We start from the raw sequence: 22,463 nt of genomic DNA on the forward strand, positions 1-22,463 counted from the left end.
AGATAAGATGTCGCGTTTAGCTGCTTTTGATATGGATGGCACCCTGTTACTGCCTAATCACCAGTTGGGGAAAGAGACGATAGCGGCACTACGCGCATTACAGGAAAAGCAGGTGATTCTGGCCTTTGCCACTGGCAGGCATCTGCTGGAAATGAAAATTCTGGCAGCGGAACTGGAACTGGATGCCTGGCTGATTACCGGCAATGGCACCCGCGTCAATGCGGTGAATGGCGAGCGGCTATCTGGCAACGATCTGCCGCCGGATATCGCCCGCCAGGTCACCGATACGCAGTGGGACACCACGGCCACCATGCATGTGTTTAACGATGATGGCTGGTTTACCGGCAATGAGCTGCCGGAAATATTGCAGGCGCATCTGATCAGCGGCTTTACTTATCAGCTTGCGGATGTCCGCCAGATCCCGGCGGACCAGGTGACGAAAATCTGTTTTATTGCTGAACATGAGGAGCTGTGCCGGCTGGAAATCCAGCTTAGCGAAGCGCTCGGTGACCGCGCGCATCTCTGCTTCTCGGCCTGGGAGTGTCTGGAAGTGCTGCCGGTTAACTGCAATAAAGGGACTGCGCTGAACTTTCTCAGCAACCATCTCGGGCTGACGATGGCCGATTGCATGGCCTTTGGCGATGCGATGAACGATCGTGAAATGCTGGCGGCAGTGGGGCGGGGTTTTATTATGGGCAACGCCATGCATCAGCTGAAAAATGCACTGCCGCATCTGCCGGTTATCGGACATTGCGCGACACAGGGAGTGTCACATTATCTTAATCACTGGCTGACCACACCACACCTTACCTATTCCCCCGAATTCTAAGGTTCTTCAGCCAGCCGGACGGGAGTGTCCGGCTTTTTTATGCCAGCGCCTGCTGCCACGGACTGATATCGCCAATATGTTCCCGCACCCAGTCGGCATGATAATAGCTGTCGAGATAGCGATCGCCGCTGTCACACAGCAGGGTGACAATCGCCCCCTGGCGGCCCTGCTCGCGCATCTCTCTGGCAACCTGCAGCGCGCCCCAGATATTGGTGCCGGTCGAAGCGCCCGCTTTACGGCCCAGCTGTTTTTCCAGCCACAGCATCGCTGCAATGCTGGCGCCATCCGGCACTTTCAGCATCGCATCAATGACATCCGGAATAAACGACGGTTCGACGCGCGGGCGGCCAATACCTTCAATGCGGCTGCCAGTGGCGCTGATTAAAGCCGGATCCCGCTGCTGCCAGTAATCAAAGAACACCGAGTTTTGCGGATCCACCACCAGCAGCCGGGTATCATGTCCCTGATAGCGCAGATAGCGGCCAATGGTGGCTGAGGTGCCACCGGTGCCAGCACTCATTACAATAGTGTCCGGAATCGGAAACGGCTCGCTGCTCATCTGGCGGAAAATGCTCTCGGCGATATTATTATTGCCACGCCAGTCGGTGGCGCGCTCGGCATAGGTAAACTGATCCATAAAGTGGCCGTTAAGCTCGCGCGCCAGGCGCTCGGATTCGGCATACAGCTGGCAGGGATCGCTGACAAAGTGACACTGACCACCATAAAAAGTGATCTGTTCGACCTTGCGTCTGGCGGTACTGGCGGGCATTACCGCAATAAATGGCAGGCCGATCAGGCGGGCAAAATAGGCTTCCGACACTGCGGTACTGCCCGATGACGCTTCAATAATTGGCCGATTCTGTTTGATCCAGCCATTGCTTAAGCCATATAAAAACAGCGAGCGGGCCAGACGGTGCTTCAGGCTTCCGGTAGGATGGGTGCTCTCATCTTTTAAATAGAGCCAGATGCCGGGAAAGTCGGGTAAAGCCAGACGGATCAGATGCGTATCGGCGGAACGCTGAAAGTCGGCATTTATTTCGTTGATTGCGTGTTTTACCCACTGGCTGGTCATGATCGGGCTCCTGATAATCGTGCAGCAAGAGTAAGGCATTCACGGGAAAAAAGGTTTATCTTCTTTACTGTATAATGGCGTAATTAGAGAAAAAAATTCTCCGGAGTCGGCGTATGTTAGATAAAACTGACCGTAAACTGCTGGCGTTGCTGCAGCAGGATTGCACGCTTTCGCTGCAGGCGCTGGCCGATGCGGTTAATCTGACCACCACGCCATGCTGGAAACGGCTGAAAAAGCTGGAAGATGACGGCATAATTCGTGGCAAAGTGGCGCTACTGGATGGTGATAAAATCGGTCTGTCATTAACCGCCTTTATGCTGATCAAGACCCAGCAGCACAGCAGTGCCTGGTATCAGCAGTTTGTTGAAGTGGTGCAAAGCCTGCCGGAGGTGATGGCTTTTTATCGTATGGCGGGCGAATACGACTATCTGATGCGTATTCAGGTGGCGGATATGAAATGCTATGACGCGTTCTACAAACGATTAGTGAACGGCGTTCCGGGATTAATCGATGTCACTTCGAGTTTTGCCATGGAAGAGATAAAATACACCACGGCTTTGCCAGTGAATCCTTAATTTAATGGAGGTTTTTTGCCTCCTTTTCCCAGTTCAGGACATATTGCGTGCGATTGTTTAGCCAATTAAGTTGGTATTTTGCCCGGGAGTGGCGTCGGTATCTTGGCGCGGTTTCTTTATTGATAGTAATAGCGATCTTGCAACTGCTGCCGCCGAAGGTAGTAGGCGAGATCGTTGATGGTGTCACCCAGCGACATATGGGCGCGGGTGAGATCCTGATGTGGATTGGCGCCATGCTGGTGACGGCGGTGGTGGTATACCTGTTGCGCTATGTCTGGCGTGTATTGCTGTTTGGCGCGTCTTATCAACTGGCGGTTGAATTGCGCGAAGACTTTTATCGTCAGCTCAGCCGTCAGCATCCCGAATTCTATCTGCGCCACCGTACTGGCGATCTGATTGCCCGCGCCACCAACGATGTGGACCGCGTGGTGTTCGCCGCCGGGGAAGGCGTGCTGACGCTGGTGGATTCGCTGGTAATGGGGCTGGTGGTGCTGATTGTGATGAGCACCCAGATTAGCTGGCAGTTAACGCTGCTGGCGCTGTTGCCGATGCCGGTAATGGCGCTGGTGATTAAACGCTATGGCGATCAGCTGCATAACCGTTTCAAACTGGCGCAGGCGGCTTTCTCCTCGCTTAACGATCAAACTCAGGAGAGCCTGACCAGCATCCGTATGATCAAAGCCTTTGGCCTCGAAGATCATCAGTCTGCGCAGTTCTCGGCGATTGCCCGTGACACCGGCGAGAAAAATATGCGCGTGGCGCGCGTGGACGCGCGTTTCGACCCCACGATCTATATTGCGATTGGCATGTCGAACCTGCTGGCGATCGGCGGCGGCAGCTGGCTGGTGTGGCATGGTCAGATGACGCTCGGCCAGCTGACCAGTTTTATTATGTACCTTGGTCTGATGATCTGGCCGATGCTGGCGCTGGCATGGATGTTTAATATTGTCGAACGCGGCAGCGCGGCCTGGAGCCGTATCCGTGCTCTGCTGACCGAAGTGCCGACGGTGACGGATGGCGATAAAATGCTGCCGGAAGGACGTGGCCTGTTGCAGGTGGCGATTCGCGAATTTACCTATCCGGGCAGTAAGCAACCTTCGCTGCGCAATATCAATGTCAATCTGAAGCCGGGGCAGATGCTGGGGCTGTGTGGCCCGACCGGTTCCGGTAAAAGCAGTCTGCTAAGCCTGATTCAGCGCCATTTCGACTGTGATCAGGGGGATATTCGTTATCATGGCGTCCCGCTGACCCAGCTACGCATCGATGGCTGGCGCAGCCGGCTGGCGGTCGTGAGTCAGACTCCTTTTCTGTTCTCCGATAGTGTCGCTAACAATATTGCACTGGGTCGCCCCAATGCCACCCAGAGCGATATTGAACAGGTCGCGCGACTGGCCTGCGTGCATGAGGATATCCTGCGGCTGCCGCAGGGTTATGACACCGAAGTGGGCGAGCGCGGCGTGATGCTCTCTGGTGGACAGAAACAGCGTATTTCGATTGCCCGTGCGCTGCTGTTAAATGCCGAGATTCTGCTGCTGGATGATGCGCTTTCGGCGGTTGATGGCCGCACGGAGCATCAGATCCTGCACAATTTACGCAACTGGGGTGAAGGGCGCACGGTGATTATCAGCGCCCATCGCCTGTCGGCACTGACCGAGGCGAATGAAATTCTGGTTATGCAGCATGGCGTGGTCGCGCAACGCGGCAGTCATGAGCTGTTAGCCGGACAGCCTGGCTGGTACAGCGATATGTATCGCTATCAGCAACTGGAAGCGGCGCTGGACGAAGATGAGAACGAAAAGGGAGTGCCCCATGACTAGCCTGGCGCAGCTGTGGCCAACTATTAAACGCCTGCTGGCTTACGGCAAACCGTGGCGTAAATCACTCGCTATCGCGGTGGCGCTGCTGTGGGTTGCGGCGGCGGCAGAAGTGCTGGGGCCGGTTCTGGTGAGCTATTTTATCGATAATATGGTGGCGAAGCATCAGATGCCGCTGGGGATCGTGGCCGGTCTGGTGGTGGGATATATTCTGCTGCAGGCGCTGGCGGCAACGCTGCACTATATCCAGGCGCTGCTGTTTAATCAGGCGGCGGTAGGCGTGGTGCAGCGCCTGCGCAGCGATGTGATGGATGCGGCGCTGCGTCAGCCGCTGAGTGCGTTTGATACCCAGCCGGTAGGGCAGATTATCTCGCGGGTGACCAACGATACCGAAGTGGTGCGCGATCTTTATGTGACGGTAGTGGCGACGGTATTGCGCAGCGCCGCCCTGATTGGCGCGATGCTGGTGGCGATGTTCAGCCTTGACTGGCGGATGGCGCTGGTGGCGATCACCATTTTCCCGGCGGTGATCACGGTGATGCTGATCTATCAGCGTTACAGCACGCCGATTGTGCGTCGGGTGCGCAGCTATCTGGCGGATATCAATAACGGCTTTAACGAAGTGATTAACGGCATGAGCGTGATCCAGCAGTTCCGCCAGCAGGCACGCTTTGGCGAGCGAATGGGAGAGGCCAGCCGCTCCCACTATCTGGCGCGGATGCAGACGCTGCGGCTGGATGGCTTTCTGCTGCGTCCGCTGCTCAGCCTGTTCTCGGCAATGATCCTGTGTGGACTGATGTTGTTGTTTGGTTTCTCTTCGGCTGGCAGCATTGAAGTCGGCGTGCTGTATGCCTTTATCAACTATCTTGGTCGCCTGAATGAACCGCTGATTGAACTTACTACCCAGCAGTCGATGTTACAGCAGGCAGTGGTGGCCGGTGAGCGTATTTTCGAACTGATGGACGCCCCACGTCAGCAATATGGCGACGATAAGCGGCCACTGGCCAGCGGTAGCATTGAGGTGCGTAACCTTAGCTTCGCCTATCGTGATGACCGTAATGTCCTGAGCAATATTAATCTGCAGGTGCCATCGCGTCATTTTGTGGCGCTGGTGGGGCATACTGGCAGTGGCAAAAGTACGCTGGCGAACTTGCTAATGGGTTACTACCCGCTAAAGCAGGGGGAAATTAATCTCGATGGTCGTCCACTCAGCAGCCTCAGTCATCAGGTACTGCGTCAGGGGGTGGCGATGGTGCAGCAGGATCCGGTGGTACTGGCCGACAGCTTCTTCGCCAATGTCACGCTTGGGCGCGATATCAGTGAACAGCAGGTGTGGCAGGCGCTGGAGACGGTACAGCTGGCGGAACTGGCGGCTGGCCTTGCCGAGGGCATCCATACCCGCCTGGGTGAGCAGGGCAACAATCTGTCGGTAGGGCAGAAGCAGCTGCTGGCGATGGCGCGCGTGCTGGTGGCGTCGCCACAAATCCTGATCCTTGATGAAGCCACCGCCAATATCGATTCCGGCACTGAACAGGCGATTCAGCGCGCCCTGCGCGCCATTCGTCAGCAAACCACGCTGGTGGTGATTGCCCATCGACTGTCGACTATTACCGAAGCAGACAGCATTCTGGTGCTGCATCGCGGCCAGGCTGTTGAGCAGGGTAACCATCGTGAACTGCTGGCCGAACAGGGGCGCTACTGGCAGATGTATCAGTTACAGCTGGCGGGCGATGAACTCACGTCGGGCATGGCGGCCGAGGCATAAACTCCGTTTGCACCTTTTTTGCACAGTTTTTTCGGAAACGTCTATATTGATGCACTCTGTTAACGCGTAACGCACCTTTATGGTGCGTTTTTTCTGCCCGCTCACTGGCGTTCCGGCAGGGATTAAGATCGCTGTCACAGCCTGGCATCAGTCGCTGTCTGGCTAATCCTCTGAAATTTTCGTGTTTTTAATTTGTGGCACAGGCTTTGCTTTAATCAATCCGAGTCGGGTGTGGCAAACAAATTATCTACCTGGAGGGGATTCTATGAAGCTGGTTACCGTGGTAATCAAACCGTTCAAACTGGAAGATGTGCGTGAAGCATTATCTTCAATCGGCATTCAGGGGCTGACCGTCACCGAGGTGAAGGGGTTTGGTCGCCAGAAAGGTCATGCAGAACTTTATCGCGGTGCAGAGTACAGCGTGAATTTCCTGCCAAAAGTTAAAATCGACATTGCTATTGCTGACGATCAGCTCGATGAAGTTATTGATGTGATTAGCAAAGCTGCCTACACGGGCAAAATTGGCGACGGTAAGATCTTCGTTGCAGAACTGCAGCGTGTTATCCGTATACGTACCGGCGAAACAGACGAAGCCGCGCTGTAATTTCGGGCTCTGAATTGTGAAGGGATGGAATAAAATGAATAAAGTACTGACTAAGTTGGGTCTGGCAGGCCTGGCATTGTTACCATCGCTCGCGATGGCTGCACCTGCCGTTGCAGATAAAGCTGATAACGCATTTATGATGATTTGCACCGCGCTGGTGCTTTTTATGTCTATACCAGGCATCGCGCTGTTCTACGGCGGTCTGCTTCGTGGCAAAAACGTTCTCTCCATGCTGACTCAGGTCGCGGTGACCTTCTCAATGGTCTGCGTACTCTGGATGCTGTATGGCTACTCGCTGGCTTTCAGCGAAGGTAATGCCTTCTTCGGCGGCTTCAGCATGGCAATGCTGAAAGGTATCGAACTGACGGCATTAACCGGTACTTTCTATCAGTATATTCACGTAGCGTTCCAGTGCTCGTTTGCCTGTATCACTGTGGGTCTGATTGTCGGCTCTATCGCAGAGCGTATTCGCTTCTCCGCGGTGCTGATTTTCGTGGTGGTATGGCTGACGCTGGCGTATCTGCCTATCGCACATATGGTGTGGGCAGGCGGCTTCCTGGCTCAGGATGGCGCGATGGACTTCGCTGGCGGTACTGTGGTGCATATTAACGCCGCGGTAGCGGGTCTGGTCGGTGCTTACCTGCTGGGCAAACGTGCTGGTTTCGGTAAAGAAGCCTTTAAACCACACAACCTGCCGATGGTATTCACCGGTACCGCGATTCTGTATGTGGGCTGGTTCGGCTTTAACGCCGGTTCTGCAAGTGCAGCGAATGAAATCGCTGCGCTGGCCTTCCTGAATACCGTGATGGCGACAGCGGGTGCGGTACTGGCCTGGACCTTCGGTGAGTGGATGTTCCGCGGTAAGCCATCACTGCTGGGCGCCAGTTCAGGTGTGATTGCCGGTCTGGTTGCTATCACCCCGGCATGTGGTTACGTCGGTGTGGGCGGTGCGTTGATTATCGGTATCGCAGGCGGCATCGCCGGTCTGTGGGGCGTTACCATCCTGAAAAAATGGCTGCGCGTTGATGACCCTTGTGATGTGTTCGGTGTCCACGGTGTGTGCGGTATCGTCGGTTGTATCCTGACCGGTGTGTTCGCGGCGCCTTCACTGGGTGGTGTTGGCTACGCAGAAGGCGTGACCATGGGCCATCAGGTTATGATCCAGCTGTTCAGCGTTGGCGTGACCATCGTCTGGACCGGTGTGGTGGCCTTTATCGGTTTCAAACTGGCGGATATGATTGTTGGTCTGCGTGTTCCGGAAGATCAGGAACGTGAAGGTCTGGACGTCAACAGCCACGGCGAAAACGCTTACAACCAGTAACAGAGAAACCGCTCAAAGAGAGCAGTGCGCTAAAAAAATAAAACGATAAACAGAAAAAGGGCGATATTGATGATATCGCCCTTTTTTATGACCTCCCGCTTAACTGCGCAGACGCATTACCCCTTCCTGCACCGTTGAAGCCACCAGCGTGCCATCCTGAGTGTAGAACTGGCCACGGACAAATCCGCGCGCACCGGATGCTGAGGTGCTCTCCACGCTATACAGTAGCCACTGATTCAAATCGAACGGACGGTGGAACCACATTGAGTGATCGATTGTCGCCACCTGCATACCTGGTTCCAGGAACCCTTTGCCATGTGGTTGCAGCGCGACCGGTAAAAAGTTGAAATCGGACGCGTAGCCGAGCAGATATTGATGAATACCGGGATCGGCAGGCATCTGGCCATTAGCGCGGAACCACACCTGGCGCTGCGGTTCATCAACATGTCCCTGCAACGGGTTATGAAACTTAACCGGGCGCATTTCCAGCGGTTTTTCCGCCAGAAATTTCTCGCGCGCTTTTTCCGGAATAAACTCCGCCAGCTGATGGGCAATGTCGGTTTCAGAAGGCAGCGTCTCCGGGCCTGGCACCACTGGCATCATGTTCTGATGCTCATAGCCACTTTCCGGCGCCTGGAAGGAGGCGGTCATATAGAAAATCGGCTGGCCGTTCTGGATGGCGCTGACGCGACGGGCGCTAAAGCTATTGCCGTCACGCAGGGTTTCGACATCGTAGATAATCGCTTTCTGACTGTCGCCGGGACGCAGGAAGTAGCTATGAAACGAGTGAATAATTCGTTCGGCAGGGACAGTCTGTTTGGCTGCATACAGCGCCTGGCCAACAACCTGACCGCCAAATACCTGGCGGAGTCCTAAGTCTTCGCTCTGGCCACGAAACAGGCCCTCTTCTAACTTTTCTAAATTAAGCAGGTTTAGCAGGTTTTGCAGTGCCTGGCTCATAGCAGCCTCCTCGAAAATAGTTCAGCGATCAGTTTGCGAGATCCGACCAGTTATCGTCAACTGGGTTAAAGCGGAATCTTCTTCTTTTTTCCCGCAGGGATGATGAAAAGTTGCTAACAGGAAAAAAGCAGTAACTTGTGCCAGGCTTAAGCTTGTGACGCTGGCTGACAGCGCGGTTCTGCCGGTTACTGGCGGAACACATTGATAATAAGGAAGGAGAATAAATCAATGAAATTTTGGCATCTTATGAGTGGCGCCGCGCTGGCGGTGGCTCTGGCAGGTTGTGCAGATAAAAGTGCAGATATACCCACCCCGACGCTGGGCGCGCAGACAGCAGGGCAGCAGGCGGCGATAGCGCAGCCAAATGTTAGTGGCTCGGTCTATATTCGTCAGCGCATTGCGTTACCGCCGGATGCAGTGTTAACGGTAACTTTATCGGATGCGTCGCTGGCGGATGCGCCATCGAAAGTGTTGTCGCAGCGCGCAGTGCGTACCGAAGGCAAACAGGCGCCATTCAGCTTTGTACTGCCGTTTAATCCGGCCGATATTCAGCCCAATGCACGCATTCTGCTGAGTGCCGCGATTACGATTGATGGCAAAATGGCGTTTATCACTGAGACGGTGAAACCGGTGATTAACGGTGGTGGCACTAAAGCCGAACTGGTGCTGGTGCCCGTGCCGTCGGTAGCCATGCCGGCGCAAAGCGGAGCGGCAACCACTGTGCCGTCAACCTCGCCAACGCAGGTGACGCCGGCCGCATCAGTACCGGCGCCAACCAGCCTCTGACTGGCGATTGCTGGCAGGGCTAATCCCTTGCCGGCATCATCGGTTTCAGGGCTGCCAGCGATAGCGCGGCAGAGAAATTTTGCCGTCATTGCTGACTTCAACACCTTCCGCTTCCAGCGCCGTACGCTGGCGCTCGAGATCATCACCAATTAATGAAATTTCGCCTTTACGGTTAATCACACGATGCCATGGGATCTTGCTGCCTTCGGGTAAGCGGCGCAGGATACCGCCAACCTGACGCGCAGCCCGTGGCGAGCCAGCCAGGCGGGCGATGTCGCCATAGGTGGTGACGCAGCCGCTGGGAATGGCGGCGATAATTTGCCAGACACGTTGCTGAAAGTTGTCGTTATCGAACATAGGAATACTCAGGTAAATAATAATAAAACCTTAATCGATAGCCTGGCGATACTAAAGTAAATTTAATCACACCTGCCGTTGCAGGCCATCAGGTTGCGGTAATATTAGCCATTTTTCGCAGTAAATTCGCGCGTTGAAGGATAATATTTAGGAGAATACCGAGGGTTTTAAAAACTGGACATTCAACTAAAAAACGTGACCTGTTCAAGAAAACAACGGTCGCAGGAGGGGCGCTTGCAATTGGCGGGGGCATCATTGATAATGCCTGCGCTCTGAAGGTTAGAGCCAGTCAATGGAGGCCCTGTTGGTGCTCCCGCAATGCTAACTTGTGAACTCGGTCAGATCCGGAAGGAAGCAGCCGCAGCAGGTGACGCGTGTGCCGGGATGTCGCTGGCAGGGCCTCCACCATTTCAGCCCCTCGCATTATCCTCAGTTTTATCCTGTCAAATCTTACAATATTCTGAAGATGCTTTTACCTTACATATTTCCAGACGGACACCGGAACTTTGTCGTAGAGTTTATTCATAGTCAATTCCGCCAGGCGGTGATCGGCAGCAGAATTAAACACTTCTAATTCGTCGTCAGATAATTCGTATTTGTTTTTTTCAATTACTCGCTCAAGGGTATCGATTGAACGACAGCGTCTTAAACGCATCAGGTAATCAGTTTTAGTAAGAATTTTGTCTGTCATTGTTAAACCGTAGTAAAAATAATGGGTTGCTAAACTGAGTGGCTGGCATGCAAAGGCCGTTGCGCGCACTCTTCGGCGAAAATGTTAAAAAGTCGTTTGGCTGATTTCTGCCAGCGCTGAAGATCCTGAGCATTAATACCGTAGTTACTGAACAGCATAAATGTGTCATCGAGATATTCATCGATTTGCGCAATCAGATCCGCATCCTCAACATGTTTGATTTTGTAATTCATGGTGAAAGAGGCGATATGTTCAATCAATTCGTTAAGCTGCAAATTTACCGCAGAAGTAGGATCATTGACCCAACCGTGATGACTGTCACCGAGGGTTGACATACTTTCATCGTACAGACTTTCACACAAGAATTTCAACTGGGCAATATCATGCCTTTTTGGTGAGTATTCGTCCATCTCTTTCCCCTCCATAGCGAGTGATACAAGCCGGTACACGGGCTAAGCTAAAAGGTATGCGGCCTGGAAGTGATTATAAAAAATAGTTTATTAAACGGACTTCCTGAATATAACGCAGATTAATTAATAGCGCCTGAGTTCATTACCAAAGATTACAATTCATTAGCGGTTGATGGGTATTGATTGTCGATCAGTTCAAAGGCGAGAAAGCCGGGAATTATCCGGAACTGAACCGTTTCCACCGCGGTCTCGCTGGCATCAATATCCAGACATGCATTGAATATCGTCCATTCAAACTGATAGCTCATTTTATAACGTAAACTACCGGCAGGAGCTATTGAAATAATTTTCACACTGTCGGGAACGAATCGCGCATTTTGAGAATACCATGCTAAATCTCCCACCAGTTGCGGTTCTAATTTGGGAATATTCTGTTGAATTATTTCCTTCAATATTAGCGGGTCAACTTCGTCCTGCAAATTATTGCAGGGAATTAATGTGCGCATTTTTCCATCACTGTGTTAACTGCTACTAATATTGATCATTGTGTTTAGTGTTAAATAAAGCAAGTGGCAAAAAAGGTCATATTGCCATGCATATGATTTTAATGGTTTTTATTTTGAAGCTTTGTGCTGTTTTCTGCGATAGCGCACAACTTGCTGATGAGTTTTGTTTATCTAAGCCCCTGGCGCTTATGTGGGCACGCCGGGTAACACCTGGATACATTTTTCCCGTGAGGCACGTGACGAATCGCTGATATTTAGTGTTATGTTATAACATATATATTAATAGCGGAACCACCGTAATGCCTGCTTCTCTTCCTCCCCAATCGACTCTGTTTACGCTCTCTGCCCCCGCCAGGCTGTTGCTGAGCTTATCGCCCGTAGCGTTGCTGGCTGCTGCGGTATGGTGGGCGACTGCGCAATGATTTGCTTGCAAAATTTGCAGGCCGGCTACCGGCGTCAGCCGGTTACGCCGGTAATCAATGGCCGCTTTACCCGGGGATCGATGACAGCGCTGGTCGGCTCCAACGGTTCAGGAAAATCCACGCTGCTCAAAACCCTTGCCGGTTTACTGCCGCCGGTGGCGGGAAGCTATCAGTTATCTCAGCCATCTGCGGCAGCGGGTTGGTTACCGCAGCAGTCTGAAATTGAACGACAGTTCCCGATTACCGTATTTGATCTGGTGGCAATGGGCTGCTGGCAGCGCAGTGGCTGGTTCGGTGCTATTGGCCGTCAGTTGCGTCAGGAGATTATGCAAAATCTGCAGCGGGTAAGAATGGCTGATTTCGCCGATGCCCAGCCAGGCACGCTCTCCGGCGGACAGTTGCAGCGCGTGCTGTTTGCCCGTCTGCTGATGCAGCAGGCTTCTCTGCTGTTGCTCGACGAGCCATTTACCGGCATCGACAGCCCGACCATCGAGCTGCTGCTGGATTTGCTGGCGGAACGTCATCGCCAGGGTTGCACACTGATTGTGGTGCTGCATGACCTCAGTATGGTGGATGCGTGGTTCCCGCAGGTTTTACGGTTGCATCCGGATAAGAGCGAGTGGCAGACGCGCGTGCTCGCCAGAGCGCCGCTACGGCAGGCTGGAGGCGTGCAGTGATGATGGTTAGCCTGTTGCACCCGTTTATTGAGTTCGGCTTTATGCGTCGCGCGCTGGTGGCTTGTGTGGCGTTATCAGTCAGCGCCACACCGCTCGGCGTATTTCTCCAGCTGCGGCGCATGAGCCTGGTAGGCGATGCGCTGTCCCATGCGGTGCTGCCAGGCGCGGCGATTGGCTATTTAATCTCTGGTCTGTCGCTGGTGGCGATGGGGATCGGCGGATTTATTGCCGGTCTGACCGTAGCCTTGCTTTCCGGCGCCGTCAGCCGCTTTACCCCGTTACGTGAAGATGCCAGTTTTGCCGGTTTTTACCTCGGCTCGCTGGCGCTGGGCGTGACGCTGGTGTCATTGCGCGGATCCAGCGTTGATCTGCTGCATGTGCTGTTTGGCTCGCTGCTGGCGGTCGACAACCTGTCGATCATGCTGGTTGGCAGTATCGCGGCGATGACGCTGCTGCTGCTGGCGCTGATCTACCGGCCATTAGTGATTGACGCTTTTGACCCCACCTTCTTACGCGCGCAGAGCCGCTGGAGTTCACCGCTGGTGAATGGCCTGTTTCTGGTGCTGGTGGTGATCAATCTGGTGGCCGGTTTCCAGGTGCTGGGCACGCTGATGTCGGTAGGACTGATGATGCTGCCAGCCACCAGTTCACGCTTCTGGAGCTTGCGTCTGCCTGGCATGCTCGCCGCCGCGATCACCCTTGCCGTGATTGCCAGCTTCAGTGGCCTGTTCGCCTCATTTTATCTCGCGCTGCCAGCCGGTCCGGCGGTGGTGCTGAGTGCTGCCATTCTGTTTTTTATCTCGATTTTAGTCGGGCCGCACGGTGGTCTGTTAACGCGCCGCCGTTTTATTTTGACAGGTAAGGAGAACGTATGAAGAAGTTACCCATAGCGCTGGCATTAGCTGCGTTGATCGGCAGCCCGCTGGCACTGGCCAAAACGGTAGAAACCGTCGCCAGTTTTACCGTGCTGGCGGATATCGTGCAGCAGGTCGGCGGGGAACATGTGAAGGTTAAAAGTCTGGTGGGGCCTGATGGCGACCCGCACAGCTTTGAACCTACGCCGCAGGATAGCCAGGCGCTGTCGCAGGCGGATGTGGTGTTTGTCAGCGGACTGGGAATGGAAGGCTGGATGGATCGCCTGGTGATCGCTTCCGGTTACAAAGGCAAAGTGATTGTCGCTTCAAGCGGCGTCAACACACGCAAAATGGAAGAGGATGGCGAAACCATTACCGATCCACATGCGTGGAACAGTATGCAAAATGGCGTGGTGTATGCCACCAATGTGATGAACGCGCTGATTGCCGCCGATCCTGACGATGCTGACTATTTCCGCCAGCATGGCGCCGCCTATATCAGCCAGCTTAAGCAGCTCGACAGCTGGGCGCAGCAGACCTTTAACGGGATTCCGGATGCGAAGCGTCAGGTGCTGACCAGCCATGATGCCTTTGGCTATTTCGGTCAGCGCTATGGCGTGCGCTTCCTGGCGCCAGTCGGATTTTCCACCGAGTCAGAAGCCAGCGCCAGCGATGTGGCCAGCTTAATTAAGCAGCTGAAAACAGAGAAAATTCACAGCTACTTTATTGAGAATCAAACCGATCCGCGTCTGGTAAAACAGATCGCAGCGGCGACCGGCGCGCAGCCAGGCGGTGAGCTTTATCCGGAAGCGTTATCCACACAGGATGGACCCGCAGCCAGTTATATTGCGGCGTTTAAACATAATGTTGAGAGTATTGCCGGCAGTATGAAGTAATAAAAAAAGGGCCGGAAGCGTGCTTCCGGCCCAAAGGGATAAACGATACGACACTAACGTTTTTTCTTTCTTCCCTGAACCGCCTTAAAGCGCGGGTTACTCTTACAAATGACGTAGATACGGCCTTTACGGCGCACCACGATGCAATCTTTGTGACGCTTTTTGGCCGAAGCCAGTGAACTCAGTACCTGCATAACGGCCCCTGACTTATTTGCTTTTATTGAAGAAGTTGCCATAACGCTGATTAAAGCGCGCCGCACTGCCTTCTTTGTTAAATTCTTTCTGCTTGCCGGTGTAGTAAGCGTGCGAGGCAGAAGAGACATCGAGGGTAACGTACGGGTAAGTCGCCCCTTCAAATTCTACGGTGCGGTCGGTTTTAATGGTGGAACCGACTTTAAAGTAGTGATCAGCGCTGGTGTCATGAAACACCACCGTACGATAGTGGGGATGGATATCAGCTTTCATCGTTGCTCCGGAATTTGTATGTTATAACATAACAATTATTATGCGCCGGGCAGATGAGAATTGCAACCCAACTTAATCGCAGAAAACGGGCAAAAAAAAGAGGCCGCATTAGCGGCCTCTGTTGATCACTGTCAGTAAAGCTTAGTGATGCGATTGCTGTTCAGAATGTCCCTGTTCAATCTCTTCTTTGTGTTTGCTAAAGCGGCGGCGTACCACCACGAAGAACACCGGAACGAAGAAGATTGCCAGTACGGTCGCCGTGACCATCCCGCCCATTACACCGGTACCTACGGCGTTCTGGGAACCGGAGCCCGCGCCGGTACTGATGGCCAGTGGCAGTACCCCGAGGATAAAGGCCAGCGAGGTCATCAGAATCGGGCGTAAACGCATACGCACCGCTTCCAGCGTGGACTCGACCAGCCCTTTGCCCTCTTTTTCCATCAGATCTTTGGCGAATTCGACGATTAATATCGCGTTCTTCGCCGACAAGCCAATGGTTGTCAGCAGGCCCACCACAAAGTAGACGTCATTGTTCAGACCACGCAGAGTGGTAAACAACAGCGCACCAATCACACCCAGCGGCACCACCAGCATAACCGCGAAAGGTATCGACCAGCTCTCATACAATGCCGCCAGACAGAGGAATACCACTATCAGCGAGATGGCATACAGGGCAGGGGCCTGGTTACCGGACAGACGTTCCTGATAGGACATACCGGTCCAGTCGTAGCCAATACCGGTTGGCAGCTGCGACGCCAGATTTTCCATCAGCTCCATTGCGGAACCGGAGCTTTTACCCGGAGCGGCCTGGCCGAGGATTTCCATCGAAGGCAAGCCGTTATAGCGTTCCAGACGAGGTGAACCATATTCCCATTTCGCCGATGCAAAGGCGTTAAACGAGACCATGCCGCCACTACTGTTACGCACATACCAGTTATTGATATCACTTGGCAGCATACGGTAAGGCGCATCACCCATCACGTAGACTTTCTTCACACGACCGCGATCGATAAAGTCGTTGACGTAAGTCCCGCCCCACGAAGCACGCAGCGTGGTATTGATATCAGAGATAGAGACACCCAGCGCTTCCGCTTTCTCCTGATCAATATCCAGTTTGTACTGCGGCGTATCTTCCAGACCATTTGGACGCACACCCACCAGCGTATCGCTGTGCTGAGCAATCAGACCAAACAGCTGGTTACGCGCCTGCGTCAGCTTCTCGTGACCCAGGTTAGCCTGGTCGATCAGCTGGAAGTCAAAGCCGGTTGCGGTACCCAGTTCAACAATCGCTGGCAGGTTAAACGGAATCACCATCGCATCTTTAATCACCGACAGCGCACCCATCGCACGTGCGGTAATCGCCGGAACTTTGCTCTCCGTACCCGGACGCTCATCCCATGGTTTCAGACTGACGAAGGCGATACCGGTGTTCTGGCCACGGCCGGCAAAACCAAAGCCGTTAACGGTAAACACCGAGCTGACCGTGTCTTTCTCTTTGGTCAGATAGTAATCCGTCACCTGATCGAGCACTTTCTGCGTACGCTCTTGCGTCGCGCCAGCAGGCAGCTGCGCCATGGTCAGGAAGACACCCTGGTCCTCTTCCGGCAGGAACGAGCTGGGTAAGCGCAGGAACAGTACTGCCATGCCCACCACGATCAGCAGATAGATAATCAGGTAGCGGCCGGTGCTGCGAATGATATGGCCCACACTGTCGGTATAGTGATGGGTGCTCTTATCAAACATCCGGTTAAACCAGCCGAAGAAACCAGTGGTTTTGCCGTGTTCACCTTTCTTGATGGGTTTCAGCATGGTGGCGCAGAGCGCCGGGGTCAGCACCAGCGCCACAATCACCGACAGAACCATCGCGGAAACGATGGTGATCGAGAACTGACGATAGATAACCCCGGTAGAACCGCCGAAGAATGCCATCGGAATAAATACCGCTGACAGCACCAGCGCGATACCGACCAGTGCGCCCTGGATCTGATCCATCGATTTACGCGTGGCTTCTTTGGGCGGTAATCCATCCTCCGCCATCACACGCTCGACGTTCTCCACCACCACGATGGCGTCATCCACCAATAGCCCGATGGCGAGCACCAGCCCGAACATCGTCAGGGTGTTTATCGAATAACCAAAGGCGTTGATAATGGCAAATGTCCCTAACAACACCACCGGCACCGCGATCGTTGGGATCAGGGTAGCGCGGAAGTTTTGCAGGAACAGGTACATCACCAGGAACACCAGCACGATCGCTTCAACGAGGGTTTTCACCACTTCGAAGATGGAGATTTTAACGAACGGCGTGGTGTCATATGGATAAACCACTTTCAGACCTGCAGGGAAGAACGGTTCCAGTTTTGCCAGTTCCGCTTTTACCGCTGCGGCGGTATCCAGTGCGTTAGCGCCAGTTGCCAGTTTAATCCCCAGACCGGATGCCGGCTGGCCATTATAACGGGCAACAATCTCGTAGTTTTCCCCACCCAGTTCAATTTTCGCTACGTCGCGCAGGCGCACCTGCGAACCATCCGCGTTGACCTTCAGCAAAATTTTGCCGAACTCATCGGTAGAGGTAAGACGTGTCTGCGCAATAATCGAGGCGTTCAGCTGCTGGCCTTTCACTGGTGGCGTACCACCAAGCTGACCGGCTGCGACCTGGGCATTCTGATTGGTAATGGCGGTGATCACATCCACCGGCGTCAGCTGATAGTTATTCAGCTTATGCGGATCCATCCAGATACGCATCGCGTACTGGGCGCCAAACAGCTGGGTATCACCGACACCGCTGACGCGGCTGATCGGGTCTTTGATATTCGAGCCAACATAGTCCGCAATATCATTCTGCGTCATGCTGCCGGTATCGTTGATAAAACCGGCCACCATCAGGAAGCTGCTGGAGGATTTCTGAACCTTAATCCCCTGTTGCTGAACTTCCTGTGGCAGTAACGGCATCGCCAGCTGCAGTTTGTTCTGCACCTGAACCTGCGCGATATCCGGGTCAGTACCCGATTCAAAGGTAATGGTCAGCGTCACGGTACCAGAGGAGTCACTGCTGGAACTCATGTACATCTGGCCATCGATACCATTCATATTCTGTTCGATGACCTGCGTGACGGAGTCCTGCAAGGTTTTCGCATCAGCACCCGGATAAGTCGCGGTGATCTCAATCGCCGGTGGAGCAACGTTAGGATATTGCTCGATCGGCAGTTTAAGAATCGACAGCGCACCCGCCAGCATAATAATGATGGCGATAACCCAGGCAAAAATGGGGCGATCGATAAAGAACTTAGCCATGTATCAGCGGCTCCTGTTTATGACTTGGTTTGTTCAGCCGACGCATCTTGTTTCTTCGCGTCGTCTGCACTCACTTCCTGCGGAGTCACCTGAGCGCCAGGTTTCGCACGCTGAATACCGGTAACGATAACTTTATCGCCATCCTTCAGACCTGCTGAAACCAGCCACTTATCACCAATCGCCTGTTCGGCGGTCAGCTTGCGTACTTCCACTTTATTATCCTGACCAATCACCATCGCGGTAGCTTCACCGGTTGGCGTACGGGTCACCGCCTGTTGCGGAACCAGCAGCGCATTCGGGTTGGTGCCTTCGTCCAGACGGGCACGGACAAACATCCCTGGCAGCAGACGCTGATCCGGATTCGGGAACATGGCGCGCAGGGTAATGGAGCCGGTGGTCTCGTCGACGGTGACATCAGAGAATTCTAATGTTCCGGTACGGGCATAGGCGCTACCATCCTGCATTAACAGGGTGACGCTGGCTTTGCCGTCATCCTGCTTCAGCTTGCCTGACTCCAGTTCCTGACGCAGACGCAGAAATTCTTCACTGGATTGCGTAACGTCAACATAGATAGGGTCAAGTTGCTGCACGGTGGCGAGGGCGGTGGTTTGCGCGCTCTGCACTAAAGCCCCTTCAGTGACCGACGATTTACCAATACGTCCGCTGATTGGTGACGTGACTTTAGTGTAGGCGAGGTTAATACGCGCCGTTTCGACATTTGCTTTTGCTGCCTGTACCGCTGCTGCGGTCTGGCTGGCGGTGGCCATTGCCTGGTCATAATCCTGCTGACTGATATATTTGGTGCCCAGCAGCGGCTTATAACGTTTCACCGTCAATGCGGCGATCTGCGCGTTAGCGTTAGCCTGAGCCAAATCGCCTTTAGCGCTGTCCCAGGCAGCCTGATAGGTGGCCGGGTCGATCTGATACAGGGATTCCCCTGCTTTGATATCGCTTCCCTCAACGAAATTCCGCTTCAAAATAATGCCCGAAACTTGTGGGCGCACTTCTGCAACGCGGAAGGAAGAGGTTCTGCCCGGTAGCTCGGTGGTCATTTTAAGTGGTGCGCTTTTTAAGGTGACAATGCCAACCTCGGGTGCTTGTTGCTGGCCGGCTTCTTGGGATTTATTTTCATCACATCCTGTTAGCACTAAGCTGCCTGAAAGCATCAGGACGGCCGCCAGAGGCGTTAACCCTCTGTTTTTGTTCATAAATAAACCTCGAGTGTCCGATATCGATTGTTCAATGGATCACAAACCGTTAAACCCATTGCTGCGTTTAAATTATGGTCGTGCTATGTTACATACATTCGCAAATGTATGTAAATCTACCCTTTTGTAAAAAACACCCTTATGGCACGAAAAACCAAACAGCAAGCCCTTGAAACGCGGAATCAAATTATTGATGCAGCGATAACCCGGTTTTCTGAAGATGGTGTCTCCGCGACATCACTGGCGGATATTGCTCAAGCCGCTGGTGTGACGCGTGGTGCGATTTACTGGCATTTCAAAAATAAAGCCGACTTGCTGAACGAGATTTGGTCACAGTCTGAGTCCGGTATGGACGACTTAGAGACTGAGTATCAAATAAAATACCCTGACGATCCACTTTCCGTTATGCGTGCGATGCTTAACTATGTATTTGAGTCCACGGCGCGCGACCAGCGGAGAAGGTCACTTATGGAAATTATTTTCCATAAGTGTGAGTTTGTCGGTGAAATGACAACTCTGCAAATGATGCAGCAAAATTTATATCTTGAGTGTTACGAAAAAATAGAAGAAGTCCTGCGCAGTTGCATTGACCAGGGACAACTCCCTGCTGAACTTAATACGCGTCGCGCGGCAGTGATAATGCGCGGTTATGTCAGCGGAATCATGGAAAACTGGTTGTTTATGCCGGATAGCTTCGATTTGGCGGCCGACGCGCCATTATTAGTAGAAACCCTGATCGATATGCTAATCACCAGCCCGACGCTGCGCCGGCCCTGAAGCCGCCAGTTTTTTTTCATAATCCCGCTTAATAATCTCCAGCGCCGCCAGCACCGTTTGCGGCGCCACCTGATTCTCTTCCAGCAGCATAATCAAATCCACTGCCAGTTTGACCTCATCGGGGGCTTTCTCTAATGACATCGTGCAACTCCATTCAATGCGTGATTATAAACGTAGTATTTTCGCTACCAGCATCATCACCAGCGCGCCCAGCAGCGCCAGCAGCAGGGCGCGCGGTTCAATGGTGGCCAGCGTTCCCCAGCTGAAATAGCTGCTGATATAGCCGCCGACCAGCGCACCGACCAGCGCCAGAATCAGAGTGGGAATCGATCCCCCCTGACGGCCCGGGAAAAACCTGCGTACCACTAAGCCAGCGATTAAGCCGATCACAATCCAGGAGAGAAGTCCCATTCCGTCACCCCGCGGTTAAAATTGCCTGTCCAGTATAGCCCGCCATCCGCTGAAGTGGCAGCCGCACGGCGCTTACTGCTGCTCTTCGCGGCGGGCTATCTCCAGTTCGATCTCTTTTAACGCCGCGCGGCAGCGTTGCAGACGGGCCTCCAGCGCCTCCAGCTCCTGCTGCATTTTTTGCTGCTGAACCAGCGTCTCCTGCTGGCCGAGCAGGCTTTCACGCCCGGCAATCATCTGCAGCAGGCGGCGCTCAAACTCCTGGTGGTCGGCCAGCTTTTGATAGAGCGTCTCGGCGCGTTTGCTGCCGCCACCTTCCTGACCGCGCAACGGCAGAGTGGCGATTTCACGCTGTAACGCGCCGATTTGCAGCACCACACGCTCCGCCAGCCAGGCGAGGCGTTCAGCATGACTGTCATCAACCGCGTGCCGCAGTTGCAGCATCGTTTCGCGGATTTCCAGCAGATAGTCGCCGAGACGCAGGCTCTGACAATGAAATAGCTGGTTATCAAAGCGTGCCCGGCGGGCGCGTCTGCCAGCCAGCGGCGCAACATGCTTTGCCAGCTCTTCCACGCGGCTGTCCAGCTGTTGCAGTAATAGCGAGCTTCTCATTTTGCTTCTCCGGCGCTGTGTTAAAGTAGCCACAGCATGATTAATTCAGGTCGCACTATGCAGCGCATATTATTATTAGTTGTTGGCTGGCTGGCGATTGCCCTTGGCACGCTGGGCGTGGTTCTGCCGCTGTTGCCCACCACACCATTTATCCTGCTGGCGGCCTGGTGCTTTGCGCGCTCGTCGCCGCGCTTTCACCACTGGTTGCTTTATCGCTCCTGGTTTGGCAGTTATATCCGCCACTGGCAGCAACATCGTGCTTTGCCGCCGAAAGCCAAAGGGCGGGCGATAGTTTTTATTATTATCACTTTCGCCGTCTCGCTATGGCTGGTAAAAATAGTCTGGTTACGTATTCTACTGATATGCATGCTCTGTGTACTGGTGATCTTTATGTTGCGTCTGCCGGTGGTTGAGAAAGAACAACAAAAGCGCTGATTTCCCTGCTTCAAGGTTGCATTTGCCAGACACTTTGCTTAGATTTGGTCGTTTTCGTGCGCGGCTTCCCCGATTTATCGCCTCCGTCTGCAGTTTTTGACTGTCAGTATGGAGCGAAGCTGCGTGAGTCAGATTCGTTTTTACCAGGCATAATATTATGACCGCGACTGCGCAGCAGCTTGAATTCCTTAAAGACAGTATCAAAAGCATCCCGGATTATCCAAAGCCGGGCATTCTGTTTCGTGACGTAACCAGCCTGCTGGAAGATCCGAAAGCGTATGCCACTGCCATTGAACTGTTAGTTGATCGCTATCGCAATAGTGGCATTACCAAAGTCGTCGGCACGGAAGCGCGTGGCTTCCTGTTCGGTGCGCCGGTGGCGCTGGCGCTGGGCGTCGGCTTTGTCCCGGTGCGTAAGCCAGGCAAACTGCCGCGCAAAACGTTCAGCGAAAGCTATGAATTAGAGTACGGCACCGACAGCCTCGAACTGCACTGTGACGCAATTGGCGCCGGTGATGTGGTGCTGGTGGTTGACGACCTGCTGGCAACCGGCGGCACCATTGAAGCCACGGTCAAACTGATCCGCCGCGCCGGTGGGGAAGTGAAAGACGCCGCTTTTGTGATCAATCTGTTCGATTTGACCGGCGAAGCGCGTCTGAAAGCGATGGGCGTTAACAGCTATAGCCTGGTTGCTTTTCCGGGTCATTGATTCCAGCGGGCGGCGA

Annotated in this window: 26 protein-coding genes and 1 other RNA gene; 14 read left to right on the forward strand and 13 right to left on the reverse strand. The window is 53.7% G+C overall.

Annotation, left to right across the window (positions count from 1 at the left end; translation table 11 throughout):
- Positions 1-7: 7 nt before the first annotated feature.
- Complete coding sequence (gene cof / locus J2125_RS17045; RefSeq protein WP_017800947.1) at positions 8-829, forward strand: HMP-PP phosphatase; 822 nt, start codon at positions 8-10, stop codon at positions 827-829.
- A 37-nt stretch (positions 830-866) separates the two neighbouring features.
- Here cof and J2125_RS17050 read toward each other — a convergent pair whose 3' ends face one another.
- Positions 867-1,901 (reverse strand): PLP-dependent cysteine synthase family protein, encoded by a 1,035-nt coding sequence (locus J2125_RS17050; RefSeq protein ID WP_017800948.1) that lies wholly within the window; start codon positions 1,899-1,901, stop codon positions 867-869.
- Between the two features lie 113 nt (positions 1,902-2,014).
- Here J2125_RS17050 and J2125_RS17055 point away from each other — a divergent pair, with 113 nt between their 5' ends.
- The 5 genes from J2125_RS17055 (at position 2,015) to amtB (ending at position 7,980) form a co-directional block, all read left to right on the forward strand.
- Positions 2,015-2,476, forward strand: a complete 462-nt coding sequence (locus J2125_RS17055; protein WP_017800949.1) for an Lrp/AsnC family transcriptional regulator — start codon at positions 2,015-2,017, stop codon at positions 2,474-2,476.
- A gap of 47 nt (positions 2,477-2,523) precedes the next feature.
- The gene (locus J2125_RS17060; protein WP_026111674.1) at positions 2,524-4,293 is read left to right on the forward strand and encodes a SmdA family multidrug ABC transporter permease/ATP-binding protein; all 1,770 of its coding nucleotides are present in this window, start codon (positions 2,524-2,526) and stop codon (positions 4,291-4,293) included.
- Positions 4,286-6,055, forward strand: coding sequence for a SmdB family multidrug efflux ABC transporter permease/ATP-binding protein (locus J2125_RS17065; RefSeq protein ID WP_017800951.1), 1,770 nt, complete (start codon positions 4,286-4,288; stop codon positions 6,053-6,055). Before J2125_RS17060 ends, J2125_RS17065 begins: the two co-directional genes overlap by 8 nt.
- A 265-nt stretch (positions 6,056-6,320) precedes the next feature.
- Complete coding sequence (glnK, locus tag J2125_RS17070; protein ID WP_009114005.1) at positions 6,321-6,659, forward strand: P-II family nitrogen regulator; 339 nt, start codon at positions 6,321-6,323, stop codon at positions 6,657-6,659.
- A 34-nt stretch (positions 6,660-6,693) separates the two neighbouring features.
- Positions 6,694-7,980 carry an ammonium transporter AmtB gene (gene amtB / locus J2125_RS17075; protein ID WP_017800952.1) on the forward strand — a complete coding sequence of 429 codons (1,287 nt, stop codon included), beginning with the start codon at positions 6,694-6,696 and terminating at the stop codon, positions 7,978-7,980.
- Positions 7,981-8,079: 99 nt separating this feature from the next.
- Here amtB and tesB read toward each other — a convergent pair whose 3' ends face one another.
- Complete coding sequence (gene tesB / locus J2125_RS17080) at positions 8,080-8,940, reverse strand: acyl-CoA thioesterase II (RefSeq protein ID WP_017800953.1); 861 nt, start codon at positions 8,938-8,940, stop codon at positions 8,080-8,082.
- A 228-nt stretch (positions 8,941-9,168) separates the two neighbouring features.
- Between tesB and J2125_RS17085 the strand changes: the two genes are divergently transcribed.
- On the forward strand, positions 9,169-9,726 hold the full coding sequence (locus tag J2125_RS17085; RefSeq protein ID WP_017800954.1) for a YbaY family lipoprotein: 558 nt from the start codon (positions 9,169-9,171) through the stop codon (positions 9,724-9,726).
- A gap of 45 nt (positions 9,727-9,771) precedes the next feature.
- On the opposite strand, the gene J2125_RS17090 is transcribed toward J2125_RS17085, so the two are convergent.
- On the reverse strand, positions 9,772-10,083 hold the full coding sequence (locus J2125_RS17090; protein WP_017800955.1) for an MGMT family protein: 312 nt from the start codon (positions 10,081-10,083) through the stop codon (positions 9,772-9,774).
- A 302-nt stretch (positions 10,084-10,385) separates the two neighbouring features.
- Here J2125_RS17090 and ffs point away from each other — a divergent pair.
- Positions 10,386-10,482: signal recognition particle sRNA small type (ffs, locus tag J2125_RS17095), an RNA gene on the forward strand.
- Between the two features lie 73 nt (positions 10,483-10,555).
- Here the strand turns inward: ffs and J2125_RS17100 are convergent.
- The 3 genes from J2125_RS17100 to J2125_RS17110 all read right to left on the reverse strand — a co-directional run bounded on the left by J2125_RS17100 (position 10,556) and on the right by J2125_RS17110 (position 11,690).
- On the reverse strand, positions 10,556-10,774 hold the full coding sequence (locus J2125_RS17100; protein ID WP_017800956.1) for an HHA domain-containing protein: 219 nt from the start codon (positions 10,772-10,774) through the stop codon (positions 10,556-10,558).
- A gap of 29 nt (positions 10,775-10,803) precedes the next feature.
- On the reverse strand, positions 10,804-11,184 hold the full coding sequence (gene tomB, locus J2125_RS17105) for an Hha toxicity modulator TomB (protein WP_017800957.1): 381 nt from the start codon (positions 11,182-11,184) through the stop codon (positions 10,804-10,806).
- Between the two features lie 152 nt (positions 11,185-11,336).
- Positions 11,337-11,690 (reverse strand): hypothetical protein, encoded by a 354-nt coding sequence (locus tag J2125_RS17110; protein WP_017800958.1) that lies wholly within the window; start codon positions 11,688-11,690, stop codon positions 11,337-11,339.
- A 418-nt stretch (positions 11,691-12,108) separates the two neighbouring features.
- Between J2125_RS17110 and J2125_RS17115 the strand changes: the two genes are divergently transcribed.
- From J2125_RS17115 to J2125_RS17125, 3 genes are read left to right on the forward strand one after another with little or no spacing between them, the layout of a single operon-like run.
- The gene (locus tag J2125_RS17115) at positions 12,109-12,789 is read left to right on the forward strand and encodes a metal ABC transporter ATP-binding protein (RefSeq protein ID WP_026111675.1); all 681 of its coding nucleotides are present in this window, start codon (positions 12,109-12,111) and stop codon (positions 12,787-12,789) included.
- Positions 12,789-13,664 carry a metal ABC transporter permease gene (locus J2125_RS17120; protein WP_017800960.1) on the forward strand — a complete coding sequence of 292 codons (876 nt, stop codon included), beginning with the start codon at positions 12,789-12,791 and terminating at the stop codon, positions 13,662-13,664. The genes J2125_RS17115 and J2125_RS17120 overlap by 1 nt, the downstream gene beginning before the upstream one ends.
- A complete protein-coding gene (locus J2125_RS17125) occupies positions 13,661-14,539 on the forward strand; it encodes a metal ABC transporter substrate-binding protein (protein WP_017800961.1) in 879 nt (292 codons plus the stop codon). The genes J2125_RS17120 and J2125_RS17125 overlap by 4 nt, the downstream gene beginning before the upstream one ends.
- 53 nt (positions 14,540-14,592) lie before the next feature.
- Here the strand turns inward: J2125_RS17125 and ykgO are convergent, their stop codons facing one another.
- The 4 genes from ykgO to J2125_RS17145 form a co-directional block, all read right to left on the reverse strand.
- Positions 14,593-14,733 carry a type B 50S ribosomal protein L36 gene (gene ykgO, locus J2125_RS17130; RefSeq protein WP_017800962.1) on the reverse strand — a complete coding sequence of 47 codons (141 nt, stop codon included), beginning with the start codon at positions 14,731-14,733 and terminating at the stop codon, positions 14,593-14,595.
- Positions 14,734-14,746: 13 nt separating this feature from the next.
- Positions 14,747-15,004, reverse strand: a complete 258-nt coding sequence (locus J2125_RS17135) for a type B 50S ribosomal protein L31 (protein ID WP_017800963.1) — start codon at positions 15,002-15,004, stop codon at positions 14,747-14,749.
- Positions 15,005-15,145: 141 nt separating this feature from the next.
- Positions 15,146-18,298, reverse strand: coding sequence for a multidrug efflux RND transporter permease subunit AcrB (gene acrB / locus J2125_RS17140; RefSeq protein WP_017800964.1), 3,153 nt, complete (start codon positions 18,296-18,298; stop codon positions 15,146-15,148).
- Positions 18,299-18,315: 17 nt separating this feature from the next.
- Positions 18,316-19,506: an efflux RND transporter periplasmic adaptor subunit gene (locus J2125_RS17145; protein ID WP_017800965.1), complete on the reverse strand. Its 1,191-nt coding sequence runs from the start codon at positions 19,504-19,506 to the stop codon at positions 18,316-18,318.
- 141 nt (positions 19,507-19,647) lie between these two features.
- Between J2125_RS17145 and acrR the strand changes: the two genes are divergently transcribed.
- Positions 19,648-20,283, forward strand: a complete 636-nt coding sequence (gene acrR / locus J2125_RS17150; protein WP_017800966.1) for a multidrug efflux transporter transcriptional repressor AcrR — start codon at positions 19,648-19,650, stop codon at positions 20,281-20,283.
- On the opposite strand, the gene rsmS is transcribed toward acrR, so the two are convergent.
- From rsmS to priC, 3 genes are all read right to left on the reverse strand, one after another.
- On the reverse strand, positions 20,251-20,424 hold the full coding sequence (rsmS, locus tag J2125_RS17155) for a pleiotropic regulatory protein RsmS (protein ID WP_017800967.1): 174 nt from the start codon (positions 20,422-20,424) through the stop codon (positions 20,251-20,253). The two genes, acrR and rsmS, sit on opposite strands and share 33 nt — an antisense overlap.
- A 24-nt stretch (positions 20,425-20,448) precedes the next feature.
- Positions 20,449-20,694, reverse strand: a complete 246-nt coding sequence (locus tag J2125_RS17160; protein ID WP_017800968.1) for a GlsB/YeaQ/YmgE family stress response membrane protein — start codon at positions 20,692-20,694, stop codon at positions 20,449-20,451.
- Between the two features lie 72 nt (positions 20,695-20,766).
- The gene (gene priC, locus J2125_RS17165) at positions 20,767-21,303 is read right to left on the reverse strand and encodes a primosomal replication protein PriC (RefSeq protein WP_017800969.1); all 537 of its coding nucleotides are present in this window, start codon (positions 21,301-21,303) and stop codon (positions 20,767-20,769) included.
- A 57-nt stretch (positions 21,304-21,360) separates the two neighbouring features.
- Between priC and J2125_RS17170 the strand changes: the two genes are divergently transcribed.
- Entirely contained in the window at positions 21,361-21,738 is a 378-nt protein-coding gene (locus J2125_RS17170) for a DUF454 family protein (protein ID WP_017800970.1), read from the forward strand.
- A gap of 157 nt (positions 21,739-21,895) precedes the next feature.
- On the forward strand, positions 21,896-22,447 hold the full coding sequence (apt, locus tag J2125_RS17175) for an adenine phosphoribosyltransferase (protein ID WP_017800971.1): 552 nt from the start codon (positions 21,896-21,898) through the stop codon (positions 22,445-22,447).
- Positions 22,448-22,463 lie beyond the last annotated feature (16 nt).

Source organism: Winslowiella toletana (assembly GCF_017875465.1).
GTDB classification, from domain to species: Bacteria; Pseudomonadota; Gammaproteobacteria; order Enterobacterales; family Enterobacteriaceae; genus Erwinia; species Erwinia toletana.